The organism is Amphritea sp. GJ51-11 (assembly GCF_055808735.1).
The window spans coordinates 1476995-1490762 of record NZ_CM147881.1 but is presented as its reverse complement, the minus strand read 5'-3'; the positions used below and the strand labels follow the sequence as shown (position 1 = coordinate 1490762).

12 protein-coding genes are annotated in these 13768 nt (G+C 49.5%); 6 read left to right on the top strand and 6 right to left on the bottom strand.

Going from position 1 to position 13768, the window contains the following annotated elements:
• Positions 1 to 287: 287 nt before the first annotated feature.
• From pta to AC0L4K_RS06445, 3 genes are all read left to right on the top strand, one after another.
• Positions 288 to 2429: a phosphate acetyltransferase gene (pta, locus tag AC0L4K_RS06455; RefSeq protein WP_473268658.1), complete on the top strand. Its 2142-nt coding sequence runs from the start codon at positions 288 to 290 to the stop codon at positions 2427 to 2429.
• A gap of 353 nt (positions 2430 to 2782) precedes the next feature.
• Positions 2783 to 3760, top strand: coding sequence for a YbgA family protein (locus tag AC0L4K_RS06450; protein WP_473268656.1), 978 nt, complete (start codon positions 2783 to 2785; stop codon positions 3758 to 3760).
• Between the two features lie 11 nt (positions 3761 to 3771).
• Positions 3772 to 5274: a cryptochrome/photolyase family protein gene (locus AC0L4K_RS06445; RefSeq protein WP_473268654.1), complete on the top strand. Its 1503-nt coding sequence runs from the start codon at positions 3772 to 3774 to the stop codon at positions 5272 to 5274.
• Between the two features lie 110 nt (positions 5275 to 5384).
• Here the strand turns inward: AC0L4K_RS06445 and AC0L4K_RS06440 are convergent, their stop codons facing one another.
• The 4 genes from AC0L4K_RS06440 to AC0L4K_RS06425 all read right to left on the bottom strand — a co-directional run bounded on the left by AC0L4K_RS06440 (position 5385) and on the right by AC0L4K_RS06425 (position 8619).
• Positions 5385 to 6764 carry a short-chain fatty acid transporter gene (locus tag AC0L4K_RS06440; protein ID WP_473268652.1) on the bottom strand — a complete coding sequence of 460 codons (1380 nt, stop codon included), beginning with the start codon at positions 6762 to 6764 and terminating at the stop codon, positions 5385 to 5387.
• A 386-nt stretch (positions 6765 to 7150) separates the two neighbouring features.
• Positions 7151 to 7366 carry a TIGR02450 family Trp-rich protein gene (locus tag AC0L4K_RS06435; RefSeq protein ID WP_417227261.1) on the bottom strand — a complete coding sequence of 72 codons (216 nt, stop codon included), beginning with the start codon at positions 7364 to 7366 and terminating at the stop codon, positions 7151 to 7153.
• A gap of 1 nt (position 7367) precedes the next feature.
• Positions 7368 to 8024, bottom strand: coding sequence for a ChrR family anti-sigma-E factor (locus AC0L4K_RS06430; protein WP_473268650.1), 657 nt, complete (start codon positions 8022 to 8024; stop codon positions 7368 to 7370).
• Positions 8014 to 8619, bottom strand: coding sequence for a sigma-70 family RNA polymerase sigma factor (locus tag AC0L4K_RS06425; RefSeq protein WP_473268647.1), 606 nt, complete (start codon positions 8617 to 8619; stop codon positions 8014 to 8016). Before AC0L4K_RS06425 ends, AC0L4K_RS06430 begins: the two co-directional genes overlap by 11 nt.
• 150 nt (positions 8620 to 8769) lie before the next feature.
• Here AC0L4K_RS06425 and AC0L4K_RS06420 point away from each other — a divergent pair, with 150 nt between their 5' ends.
• From AC0L4K_RS06420 to AC0L4K_RS06410, 3 genes are read left to right on the top strand one after another with little or no spacing between them, the layout of a single operon-like run.
• Complete coding sequence (locus AC0L4K_RS06420; RefSeq protein ID WP_473268645.1) at positions 8770 to 10146, top strand: NAD(P)/FAD-dependent oxidoreductase; 1377 nt, start codon at positions 8770 to 8772, stop codon at positions 10144 to 10146.
• On the top strand, positions 10139 to 10951 hold the full coding sequence (locus AC0L4K_RS06415) for a DUF1365 domain-containing protein (RefSeq protein WP_473268643.1): 813 nt from the start codon (positions 10139 to 10141) through the stop codon (positions 10949 to 10951). Before AC0L4K_RS06420 ends, AC0L4K_RS06415 begins: the two co-directional genes overlap by 8 nt.
• A complete protein-coding gene (locus AC0L4K_RS06410) occupies positions 10932 to 12245 on the top strand; it encodes a class I SAM-dependent methyltransferase (RefSeq protein ID WP_473268641.1) in 1314 nt (437 codons plus the stop codon). Before AC0L4K_RS06415 ends, AC0L4K_RS06410 begins: the two co-directional genes overlap by 20 nt.
• 181 nt (positions 12246 to 12426) lie before the next feature.
• Here AC0L4K_RS06410 and AC0L4K_RS06405 read toward each other — a convergent pair whose 3' ends face one another.
• Both AC0L4K_RS06405 and AC0L4K_RS06400 read right to left on the bottom strand, forming a co-directional pair.
• Positions 12427 to 12924 carry a nuclear transport factor 2 family protein gene (locus AC0L4K_RS06405; RefSeq protein WP_473268639.1) on the bottom strand — a complete coding sequence of 166 codons (498 nt, stop codon included), beginning with the start codon at positions 12922 to 12924 and terminating at the stop codon, positions 12427 to 12429.
• 4 nt (positions 12925 to 12928) lie between these two features.
• Positions 12929 to 13768: an SDR family NAD(P)-dependent oxidoreductase gene (locus AC0L4K_RS06400; protein WP_473268637.1), complete on the bottom strand. Its 840-nt coding sequence runs from the start codon at positions 13766 to 13768 to the stop codon at positions 12929 to 12931.

Genomic DNA, 13768 nt, shown 5'->3' with positions numbered 1-13768 from the left:
GCACAACATTTAACGCTACTCAATCTGTTCCAACAGACCTTATATTGCTATCTATCGATAGCCGCAATTGCCACCAATGCGCGACAATAGTAGCGAGATAATATTGATCTAGCCCGGCTTTAGCGGTGATGAAAACCTATAAATTGAGCTAACAACGCCGTAGAATCTCTGTCCACACCAGTCAAAAACAACGCTTCTAAGTCTGGTTCCTTTTTTACAATCCAATTCAACTCCCGTGAAAGCACCGGGAACGATTACAAGATCGCTATCGACCTTAAGGAACGCTGATGTCTCAAGCATTACTAATAGCCCCTACTGGGGTAGGCGCAGGCCTCACCACCGCGGTACTGGGCCTGTTTCAAGCGATGAACCGAAAGGGCATAAAGGTCCACTTTTTCAAACCCATCGGCCAAGAAGACAGTGACAAAGTCGACTCCACCATCGCCATGCTTCAAGGCGACTGTAGCGCGCCAATTGCAGAACCGGTCGCCATTCGCGATGTCGAACAATTAGTTAGCCAAGATAAAGGCAACCAACTGTTAGAGCAGTTAGTCGCCCGTTATGAGCAAAACCTACCGGTTGATAATGAAGTGGTGATTATCGAGGGTATGGTGCATACCGAAAGTCAGCCCTATGCCACCCGCATCAACCAAGAGATCGCCAAAGCGCTGGATGCTCAGGTTATTTTAGTGGCGACACCGGGCAGCGACAGTATTCAAGCCCTGCAGGATCATATCGATATTACCGCCCGCGCTTATGGCGGCATTAACAACAAACAACTGGTCGGTTGCATGCTCAGCAAACTGGGTGCCCCCGTTGATCGTGATGGACATATGCAGCCGTTTCTCGATGCCGGCCAAACCATCATTCACAGCCTAACCGAAGAGGTGATCCGCGAGCATGCGACCATTTTCAATGATCAATTTCGCCTGCTTGGCTGTATCCCTTGGAACCCGGAGCTGATCACTCCGAGAATCAAAGATATCGCCCAATACCTGAACGCAACGATAATCAATACCGGCGATATAGCCTCCCGCCGGGCAGCACGTATTGCGTTATGCGCCCGCAGTGTGACTAATTCAGTGGATGAGTTTAAGCCAGGCTCACTGGTCTTTACCCCCGGCGACCGGGATGACATGGTGATAGCCGCCTGCATGGCCGCCATGAATGGCATCGAGTTAGCCGCCGTGGTCCTGACCGATGGCTTCACCCCCTCGGCCCCGGTGCTCAAACTCTGTGCGGGGGCCTGTAAAACCGGCTTGCCGATACTCAGCACTCAACTGAATAGCTGGCAAACTGCCCTGGCCATGACACAGATGAACCAGCGCACTCAAATCGATGATCATCAGCGCATCCGCGATATAAAAGAAGCCACCGCCGCCTATATCGATCGCAACTGGCTCAACACGATGGTGGATGACAACTATCAACGACGCCTGTCGCCACCGGCGTTCCGCTATCAATTGATCAACCGAGCACGTCAAGCCGATAAATTAATTGTCCTGCCGGAAGGTAATGAGCCACGCACGGTTAAAGCTGCAGCTATCTGTGCCGAACGGGGCATCGCCCGCTGCGTACTACTTGGTAATACCAAAGAGATTGCTCAGATCGCCAAAAATCAGGGGGTCATCCTGAACGATAAAATCACCATAATGGATCCGCAATTAATTCGTAATGACTATATTAAACGACTCGTCGAGCTAAGGGGCAAACGGGGGGTGTCTGACTTTATAGCCAAACAACTGTTGCAGGATAATGTGGTGCTCGGCACCCTCATGCTAGAGATGGGTCATGTCGATGGGCTCGTCAGTGGCGCGGAACATACCACCGCCAATACGCTTCGCCCACCGATGCAGTTGATCAAAACAGATCCCGGCAGCAACCTAGTCTCGTCGATCTTCTTTATGTGTCTGCCCGAGCAAGTGCTGATTTACGGTGACTGTGCAATCAACCCCGACCCCAACGCCGAGCAGCTGGCCGATATTGCCATCCAATCAGCAGATTCCGCTATCGCCTTCGGTATTCCTCCCCGGGTCGCGATGATTAGTTATTCCACCGGGATTTCCGGTAAAGGCGCCGATGTCGATAAAGTTAGGGAAGCAACCCGTATTGCCCGGGAGAAACGCCCGGACTTACTGATTGATGGGCCACTGCAATATGATGCCGCGGTGATGGAAAGTGTTGCCAAATCGAAAGCGCCGGATAGCTCGGTGGCTGGCCATGCGACGGTGTTTATCTTCCCCGATCTAAACACCGGTAATACCACCTATAAAGCGGTACAAAGAAGCGCCAACGTCATCAGTATTGGACCGATGCTACAAGGGATGCGCAAACCCGTTAATGATCTATCACGTGGTGCATTGGTCGATGATATCGTATTCACCATCGCACTGACGGCCATTCAGGCTAAAGCGCTAGAGAAGAACTAAGTAAGCAGGCGTTTAAAAAGCAAAAAAAGGCCGCTGTTAATACAGCGGCCTGAAAGAGGACAATTAAAACCCAGTCTTGCCGGATGAAGAAATTGACCACAGCAGTTGAACATCGTCAGGTATATAAAGGTGGACGCGAAATCTGAGTGAGAGAGAGAGCAGATACGCAATACAGAAGCCTTATATACCCGAGTCAATTACTCAGGTAATTATATCTCCCCGCCTAATCCAGTCAAGAATTATATTGCCTATTTTTTGACCACCCTAAGCAACAAAATGCTTCGCCTCAATAATGATCCACAACTAAGCTAATCACGTATAGATACTAATACGCTGACAGCCAAGGAGTGAGCATGAACCCAATTTCCGAAACCACTGAAATCCCCGTCGGCATTAGCGCCTGTGTTATGGGTGAAGAAGTACGCTTTAATGGCGGCCATAGCCAGTCACGACTCTGTCGTAACCAACTCGCCAGCCATTTTAAATATCAAACATTTTGCCCTGAAGTCGCCGCCGGTTTCGGCATCCCTCGACCAACGATGCGACTCATCGGCGACCCAGCCAAGCCGACCTTGATCTTCTCTAAGACCGCCGATGATGCACCCGTCAAAGATCTTACCGAACAACTCACCGCCGCCTGCCAGCCAATGCTACAACGGTGTCACGATCTCGATGGCTTTATCCTTAAAAAGGACTCACCCAGCTGTGGTATGGAACGGGTAAAGGTTTATCAAGCATCGGGACATCCGCACACGGACCGTAGCGCCGGCCTGTTTGCCCGCGCGCTCATGGATCAATATCCAAACCTTCCGATTGAAGAAGATGGTCGGCTGAACGATGCTCAGCTGCGGGAAAACTTCGTAATGCGAGTATTTGCCCATCACCATTTTCGTAAAGAAGTTCTCGAGCAACCCAGCTTTCACCATTTATTGCAGTTTCACAGCAGTTACAAATACCTTCTGATGGCACACGACCAAGTCGCCTATCGTGAACTCGGCAAAATGCTCGCCGTCGCTCACAATGAGCCATTAGCGCCATTGATTAGCCGCTATTTCGATCAATTTATGGCGGCGATTAACAAACCTGCCTCCCGTGGATCTCACTGCAATGTGATGCAACATATAATGGGTTATCTCAAGCAGAGCGTTGATAGCACCGCCCGACAGGCGATTTTAACAGTCTTCGAGCAGTACCGACTCGGAGAGGTCAACCTGATCACGCCGATGACCCTGTTATCACATTATATCAACCAGAACGGCAGCGACTATATTCGCGCCCAACGTTATCTCGAACCCTATCCGGCCCATCTCGGTCTACGTAATCAAGTATAAGGAGCGACCGCTTGAACACCGTTATCGTTTGGCTGCGCCACGATCTTAGATTAGCGGATAATCCCGCGCTGTATTATGCCGCTCAGCAGGGCACGGTTATCCCGGTATTTATTGAGGATACAACCCAAACAGAATGGTGTCCCGGGGCGGCAAGCCGTTGCTGGCTGCACCATAGCCTTGCGCATCTTAATGACGCACTTAGTAACCAGCTGCGTTTTTTCAAAGGCGACCCATTAGCCATCTTATTACATTTGGTTCAGCAAACCGGTGCTCAAGCGGTTCACTGGAACCGCTGCTACACACCCCATGCAATTCCTCGCGATAGTCGTATCAAGCAGGCGCTTAAAAGCACCGGCGTCGAGGTACACAGCTACAACGGTTCACTGCTGTGGGAACCTTGGACCATTAGCAAAGCGGATGGCAACCCTTACAAGGTATTTACTCCGTATTACCGTAAAGGCTGTCTTAGTGCCGTGCCACCCTCTGAGCCACTGCCCCGCCCAGAACTTCAGCTGTTTTCTGACACGCTATTTTGTGACTCGTTGTCCGCCAGCAAACAAGCGCCTGATACCGTAACTGAGCTGACCCCCTTATCCCTGAATGAATTGGGGTTACAACCAACCCACTACTGGGCCAATAAACTCACCGAGCACTGGAATATCAGTGAAGAGGGGGCGTGGCAACGGCTGCAACGATTTACCGACGAGCGCTTACAGGACTATCAAAGAGGTCGAGATTTTCCCTCATTAGAAGCGACCTCAACCCTTTCGCCCTACTTACAATGGGGTCAGATCTCTCCCCGTCAAATATGGTATTACAGCCAACAACAGGGCAATCAGCCCGGTTTAGAGGACGCCCTCGATACCTTTATGAAAGAACTTGCTTGGCGAGAATTTTCCTATTACCAGCTGTATCACAACCCAAAGATGACCGAGGAAAATCTGAATCAACGCTTCGATCGCTTTCCTTGGAAAAACCAGCCCCAGCAGTGTCGTGATTGGCAACAAGGGCTAACAGGCTTTCCCATTATCGATGCAGGTATGCGAGAGCTGTGGCAAACCGGCTATATGCACAACCGGGTACGCATGCTGGTCGCATCGTTCTTAGTCAAAAATCAACGCCAGCATTGGCATCTTGGTGCGACCTGGTTCTGGGATACATTAGTGGATGCCGACTTAGCGTCTAACAGTGCCAGCTGGCAATGGGTCGCGGGGAGCGGTACCGATGCAGCCCCCTACTTCCGTATTTTTAATCCGGTATTACAGGGGCAGAAATTTGATGCCCAGGGTGACTATATCCGGCACTATATCCCCGAATTAAAAACACTTCCCAGTCGATACATTCATACCCCTTGGGAAGCCCCCGAGCAGGTACTTAAGGATGCAGGCATAGTACTGGGTAGCACCTATCCCCACCCGATACTCGATCTAAAGCAATCACGGCAGGCCGCATTAACGGCGTTTGCCAGTTTAAAGGAGCAAGCCAATACAAACGAGTTACCGCTGGCAACATAGACGATGGGCAACGGCGTTAAAGCTGATAGTCATTGGCTTTAACGCCCTGCCGAAAGAAAAAACCAGCAAAGCGCTGGTTTTTTTTGTCTGTAACGATCAAATGCCTGTGCTTAGAAAATCAGCAAACCAAGCGAGATAATTACACCAGATCCTAGCAAAGCCATAATGCAATAACCCATTACATCTTTAGCCCCCAAACCAGCAATCGCCAAGGCAGGCAACGCCCAGAAAGGCTGAATCATGTTAGTCCAAGCATCACCCCATGCAATCGCCATAGCCGTTTTGGCCGCATCAACACCCAGTGCCGCACCGGCAGGCATCATAATTGGCGCCTGAACAGCCCATTGGCCGCCACCGGAAGGAACGAAGAAGTTAACAATACCGGCACTCAGGAACGTGAACAGCGGGAAAGTCGTTTCGTTTGAGATAGACACAAAGGCTTCCGAAATAATACCGGCCAAAGAGGCACCAGAATCACCGGTGGCGGTCATCATGCCCATAATACCCGCATAGAACGGAAACTGTAGCAGGATACCGGCACAGTTTTTCGCGCCTTGAGAGACTGAATTCAACAGGCTCTTAGGTGTTCCATGTAACAAAATAGCCGAGAACAAGAAGGTGAAGTTAACGATATTTAGGTTTAGCGCAAAACCATTATTGATAAAATAATAAATAATGTATGCAAAGCCCATCGCACCCAATAACAGAGACAGGATACGGCTGTTTTCCAGACGTTCTGCTGGAGACATATCCGCTTTGTTTGGCAATGCTTCTGGCGCCGCGGTCTCTGCCAGCAATGCTGGATCGATCACCATCGTATCCTGTGGCGCAGGATGCATCAGACGATTCAATAACGGAATGGTAATAAACATTACCGCTAAGATCACTAGGTTCATCGTCGAGAACAGGGTTTCAGAGGTTGGAATAGCCGCAGTTACCGCACCATTGGTGACGGTTTCAATCTTCGTACCACTGGCAATAGCCAAAGGAATAGAGCCTGACAAACCAGCATGCCAAAATAGAAAGCCGCTATAAGCAGACGCGATTAACAAACGATAATCGACACCTTGAACTCGCGCGGCGATCTCACGAGCAAAAATAGCACCCACGACAAGACCAAAGCCCCAGTTCACCCAACAGGCGGCAGCACTAATCATGGTGACCAAAATAATGGCTTGGCCTGGCGTTTTAGCAATGCCAGCCAACATGGCTAATTTACTTTTAAACGCAGGTGCACTGGCCATTGCGTGACCGGTAACAACCACCATCGCCATCTGCATGGCAAAGGTTAATAATTTCCAAAAACCACCCGCCCAAGCATCAACAACCTGCATCGGCCCTTGGTTTGTCGCTGGCATAACCAACACAAACACCAATAGGGTTAACACGATGGCAAAGATAAAAGGATCGGGGAGGTAACGCTGTAACAGGGTGACAAAAAACTTACTTAAACGTTGCAATAGGGTTAGTTGCACAGCACTAGTATTCATACTTGTTCCTATTATTATATTAAGTCAAACGGTCTCGATAAGAGACCATTTATATATTTACGCTTTTGGCGTTGATCCCGATAACGGCATGTGGCCCTCATCGGAATAGCTAATATTACCCGCTAACGGGCGCGCAATCATATAGCAACACGGATATCACCGCCAATAGACGATCTAGTCAGAGCTTTTTTATCTGCCCTTTCTGCTAAGGAATAAGCCTGTTTGAAGCAACACAAGGCTGCGCCGATGAAACAACCGCTGATTTTTAGAGGGGGAATCGAGATCGCCCGCATCACCCTCACTTAAAAAGGAGGACGATACGAGCGATGATATTGAAGGGTAACAACAGCGTTTTAACTAAAGAGTTGTTTAAAGGCTAGGATAACTTAACGCCAACCTTGGGCCCAATGTTCGCTGTCGCGGAGTTGCTGCCAGGGAATGCGTTGCTCACGATGGGTTAGCACCGCTTCTAACACACATTGCTGTACCACGCCGTCATCATCCCTGATTAGCGCAGTCACCAAAAAATGTTTTTCTCGCTGCTGTGGCTTAATCGCGGTCCACTTGCTGAGATTAAGCTTATTAGGGTTGAGTTGTACCATCCTAAAAACCGGTCATCGGCTGCACAAGCTTGCCAAACAAGGTAGTGAACCGTAACGGCGCATCGGTCGCTATTAAACAGATACAATCCACATCACTGTCCACCAGCGGTTGATGTTCTATTTGGTCATCCAAATCGGCAATGTCACCGCGACAAAAACGCCCTACCTCATCTGAAAACGAGCCGCGCAAGACCAGTGTCAGCTCATTACCGTTGTGGGTATGAGTTAACATCGACTTACCCGGTGCTATCCGCAATAACCGTGACACGCCTCGTCCCTGCCAAGGCATATCGTAATACGCCACACCGGGAACAATTCTTTTCCACTGCAACTCATCCAGAGGGCCGCTAACATATTCGTTTAACGGCATGGGAATTTCAGGATCACAGACGCGTGGCACCTCCTGTTGCGGCTCATTAACGCTAGGCTCAAGCTCATCGATCTGCGCCAGTATCGCAGCTAACATATCATCCTCGATGGTTTCTGCATCAAGGGATTCGAGTAACGCCCCACCCACCGCATCATTTAGCTCCGCACGTTCACGACACGCAGTACAAAACGCCAGATGAGATGCCACCACCAACGCCATCCCCTGAGATAAGCTTCCAGCGGAATAGCTCATCAGGGTTGCATCATCCAGATGGTGATTAATGTTCATACTGATCACCTCCCCAGATCTGTTTAAGTTTTTCTGACGCCAAACGGATTCTAGATTTGACGCTGCCAAGGGGAATATCGAGACGACCGGCGATGTCACCATGTGACCGCCCTTCGAAATAAGACATATAGATAACCTGCGCCTGTTTTTCAGGAAGTAACTTAATAGCGGCCGCGATACGATCCGACAGGACTTTCTGTTCGCCCTGACCCGGCTCAGAAGCCGTTTCGCTCCACTCATCCAGACTGTATTGGGGGTATTTCTGTTTACGCATCCAATCGATGCTTTGATTGCGTGCGAGGGTGAAGATCCAAGTGCTCGCGGCCGCCTTTTCCGGGTGATACATGTGCGCTTTGCGCCACACTGACAACATCACTTCTTGGGTTAACTCTTCGGCTGTTGCCAGCGCCACCCCCAAACGAACAATATAGGCCTTCACTTTAGGGGCAAAATGGCTAAACAGGCGTGCATATAAACGCTTATCAGGCTTAACCGCTAGGTGACCCAGCAGATTACTCCAGTCAGCGCTGGCCATCTCCGCTTGCTTCAGTTGTATGATGTTATCCACATCGTCTCCCGGTGGTTTTTTATTCATATACCTCCTATACGTCTTGCCGAGTTAAGCGGATCAATCGAATGCTAAAAACAATCGACTCGTGTTGATATATCAATAAAAACAACGGTGATCCTATTTCTGCTGCCACACGTAAAGTGCTGCAAACAGATTACAGTATGGACTGCTCACATGAATATTACCGCCATCCGCCCGAAAAAAATTGCCGTTATTGGCTCAGGCATCTCTGGCCTCAGTTGCGCATGGCTATTAAATAGAGCCCATCAGGTAACCCTGTATGAAAAAGATGATCGCTTAGGAGGACATTCCAATACCGTTAACTTTGATCTTAACGGCACCCGAGTGGATGTAGATACCGGCTTTATTGTCTTTAATCCGGTGAACTACCCTAATTTGGTTAAGTTTTTTGAACATATCGATGTCTCCACCTGTGCAACCGATATGTCCTTTGCGGTATCAATTGATGATGGCCAACTCGAGTACAGTGGTTCCGGCTTAACAGGCCTCTTTGCCCAGACCCGCAATATCATCAGTCCCTCTTTCTGGTCCATGATCAAAGATTTAATGCGTTTTTATCGCAACACCGACACCATGATGCAAGACCCCTCGTTAGCGAATATCAGTTTGGGGGAGTTATTAACCCAGCACGGCTACGGCGACCGTTTTATTTACGACCATCTATTACCCATGGGCGCGGCGATCTGGTCGACGCCGGTCAAGCAGATGCTCGACTACCCCGCTCTCAGCTTCCTACGATTCTGCAAAAACCATGGCTTATTGCAGGTCAAAGATCGCCCTCAATGGCGCACCATTCCCGGTGGCAGTATTGGCTATGTCAACAAGCTCGCCGCCGCATTAGCGGGCAACATAAAGCTCAACAGCCGTATTCATAAGGTTATCCGCCAGCCTGATGGCGTCATTATCGAAGACCTACACGGCGCGCAAGAACACTATGATGATGTGGTGTTAGCCTGCCATGCAGATCAAGCACTCGCCTTGCTGGATAATCCGAGCGAAGCAGAGCAGCAACTGTTAAGCAGCTTCCCTTATCAACGCAACAAAGCTTATCTCCACCTAGACCAAAGTTTGCTCCCCTGTGACCCCAAGGTCTGGTCGAGCTGGAACTACATGGCCACCGGTAGCGGCCCTGATGACCGTCAGGTGTCTATCAGTTATTGGATGAACTGCCTACAACCATTGGCAACCGAACAACCGGTGATCGTGTCGCTCAACCCACTCAAAGAGCCGGCCGCCGATAAGATGATCCGCACCTTTTTCTATGATCATCCGGCCTTTGATCGCCACTCGCTCGCCAATCAACAAAAACTCTGGAGCCTACAGGGGCAGCAAAACACCTGGTTCTGTGGCGCCTGGTTCGGCTATGGTTTTCATGAAGATGGCTTACAATCCGGTTTAGCCGTTGCCGAACAATTAGGTGGCGTCCCCCGACCTTGGCATTTAGACGAGCCGAACAGTCGCATTTTTGCCACGACACCCGCATCAAGTGATCATCCAACAGCGGATGTTAGGGAGAGCGCTAATGGCTGAGTATGCATCAGCAATTTACACCGGCACGGTGGTGCACCAACGGTTCACGCCCAAACAGCATCGCTTTGCCTACCGTGTGTTCTCCCTGTGTCTCGATCTTGATGAACTACCGCAATTACAGCGATTAAAATTCATGGGCATTAACCGCTTCGGTTTATTTTCCTTTCATGAAAAAGATCATGGCCGTGGCGATGGCCAACTGCGCAGTGAGATCACCGAACTGCTGTCAGCACGGGGTTACAGCAGTGCAAGCGCCAGAATTGAACTGCTCTGCTATCCCCGCATTATGGGGTATACCTTTAACCCCCTGAGCGTTTACTTCTGTTACAACCAGCACAATGAGGTTGAGGTGATTATCTATGAAGTCAGCAACACCTTTGGACAGCGCCACAGCTATTTACTGAGTAATGAAAACCGCGACCATAAAACCGTCACCCAGGGCTGCCAAAAGCAGATGTATGTCAGCCCTTTTATGCCGATGGATACCGCCTACCAATTCAACATTCGCCCGCCCGGTGAACGAGTTACCGTCGCCATTTTACAATGTAGCCAAACGACAGAAGCCACCCCAATACTCAATGCAACCTTTAGCGGTCAACGACAAAAACTCACCGACCGCGACCTAATAATGCTGTTTTTCAGCCACCCTCTCATGACCCTCAAAGTCATCGGGGCGATACATTGGGAAGCACTCAGGCTGTGGCTGAAAGGCCTGAAGCTACAACCGCGTCATACCACCAAAAGTTACAGCATTAGCTGGTCAGATCGCAACGGAGAACATCACTATGAAAACCTGTCACTATAAAACCGCGACCTCGGGCCAAGCACAGATTAAATCGGTTGCCCAACACCAGTACAGATCCCGTAAACCCCGCTGGCTGGAGCAACAGCTACTTAAACGCCTTCAGGGACCACTGAGTAAAACCCGTGGCCGTTTGCACTTGACCATGCCCAGCGGTTATCAACAAAGTTTTGGACACTTAACGCCTTTAACGGAAGCAAAAACGGCAACTGAATCTGAGCCAAATAACGCGATACAGGTGAGTGTCACACTGAATTCTCTGCGCTGCCTGTTACGCCTCGTTAGCGGTGGTATCACCGGCTGGTCTGAGGGTTATATCGCCGGTGAGTGGGATAGTCCGGATGTTACCGGGTTGGTACGCTGGGCATTGCAAAACGAAGCCACACTGGAAGGCTTATCAAAAGCCAGCTTTATCAAACAACTCTTTGATAATATCCATCATTGGCGCAATAACAACAGCCCCAGCGGTAGCCGTCGTAATATCGCCGCCCACTATGATTTAGGCAATGACTTTTACCAGCTCTGGCTGGACCCCACCATGTCCTATTCTGCCGCACTGTTTGAATCTGACAGTCAGTCCCTCGAAGAGGCACAACGGGCGAAATATCAGCGTATATTAAATCTCCTAAAACCTGCTAAAAACGACCATATTCTCGAAATTGGCTGTGGTTGGGGTGGTTTTGCTAGCGAATTATTAGAAAATCATAATACCCGCTTGCACGGTATCACCCTGTCTAAAGAGCAGCGTCAATGGAGTCGTGAACAACTAAGAGACAAAGGACTCGCTGAGCAAGCCGATATCAGCCTGACCGATTACCGAGACTTACTGAAGCAATACGATGGCGTCGTTTCCATTGAGATGTTTGAAGCCGTAGGAGAACAGTATTGGGATACCTACTTTAGCACCTTGAAAAACAGCCTCAAACCCGGTGGAGTCGCCGTACTGCAGGTGATCAGCATAGAAGAGCAGCGGTTTGACAGCTATCGTAAGCAAGCGGACTTTATTCAACGCTATATCTTCCCTGGAGGAATGCTGCCAAGTATCGAGCGACTCGAACAGAAGTTCGCCGAACATGGCTTCAGTCTGCAGCATAAACAGCTATTTGGTAAGGATTACGCCCGCACCCTGCGCCAATGGCGAGCCAGTTTTGAACAGCAAACAGAGGCTTTAGAAAAGCTCGGTTATGATGAGCAGTTTAGACGGTTATGGCATTACTATCTGTGCTATTGCGAGGGAGGATTTGAAGAGGGTTCTATCGATGTAGGGCTGTATCAGCTAGTTAACAACAACCCTTAAACTCGACAAGCAGCATGAGGGACCAATCTCATGTTGCTTCGATAGGCAAAGAGACCGTCGATTGCGTACATGGTTAGGCAGATCAAATCCTGCCGTTGTCGTAACAGGCTCTATAGAGATTTCCCGATAAAAGCGGTCCGGATCGAAACTGGCAACAAGGATATATCTTTAAGCCAGAATGTTATTTCGCCTGATAAGCACCACGCTGACGAATATAGCGAATAAGTCGACCAAGCAGTGGAAACTGTTCGATCAAGCTACTGGCATCCCAGAAATCCTGATGACTGATCACTAAGCCCTGATTATTAAAACAGACCCGACTGGTGCCTTCGGTCGAAAAAGCCCCGGTTAACGAAGATGATGCAGAAAAACGCCAGTAGAGATAGCCGGTTTGTCCCTGTACTTGCGCTTCAAACACCTCAAAACTCACATCATTTAGCTGCGCAAACATCTCGCTCATCAAGCCAATAAAGTTTGCCTTGCCCTTCAACCGATTAAAGGGATCGGTGAAATAGATGGTTTCGCTGACTAACGGATCGAGTGCGACAACATTGGTCGCTTTCAATTGAGACAACCGCAAAGCATAGCGATTTAAGCACTCGGTATAAGATACCGTTGCAATGGGCAATTCAGGATTCGGTCGATCTGTACTTGCCGTATCAGTGGTCGTTTCTGTCATCGTTTTATCCTCCCGTTATCCGCTTAATCAAACTAAAATAACAACCATAGGGTAACAGTCTGAAGAGTTTTAGCAGATAAACAAAGCGACGGGGAAATACAATTTCGAACCGTTGGCTTAACAAGCCTTTTACGATTCGCCGGGCGGCTTCATCCGCCTCCATTAACGCAGGCATCGGGAAATCATTCTGCTCGGTTAACGGAGTCCGCACAAAGCCGGGATTAATCAGCTGTAACTTAACCCCGCTGCCCTGCAGATCCAACCGCAGCGCTTCGCATAAATTTATCAACGCCGCCTTGCCGGCTCCATAGGCCGCCGCAGTTGGCAAGCCTCGATAACCCGCCACCGACGCCACCACGGCAATATGTCCTCTGCTGCAGGAAGGCACCTGCCCTTCTGTTAACGGTTCAACGATGCGGTTCTGATCAACGACATGTAGATAACGGTATAAAACAGGGTCGAGGCAATTAATCGTTCCCTGTAAATTAATATCCAGCAATGCCTTACAACGCTGTGCCGAAAAATCAGATGCAGAGAAGGCATCATGGGTACCAGCATTTAAGACCACTAACTCAGGCATAAGACCCCGCTGATCCCACAGTTTAAACTGCTGCTGTAAACTATCGAGATCGCCAATATCAACCGGCACGGGGATAAAGACACCGGCAGAGGAAGCTAGCTCCTGTTGTAACTGTGCTAATTGTTCTGTACTGCGGGCTGAACCGTAGACGATTACGCCATGAGCACATAATAGACGGCTTAATTCCGCGCCAATACCTCTTCCTGCACCCGTTATCCAAGCACTTTTCCAAGGCAGGGTTGTATTCCCGATATTCGTTTTCAT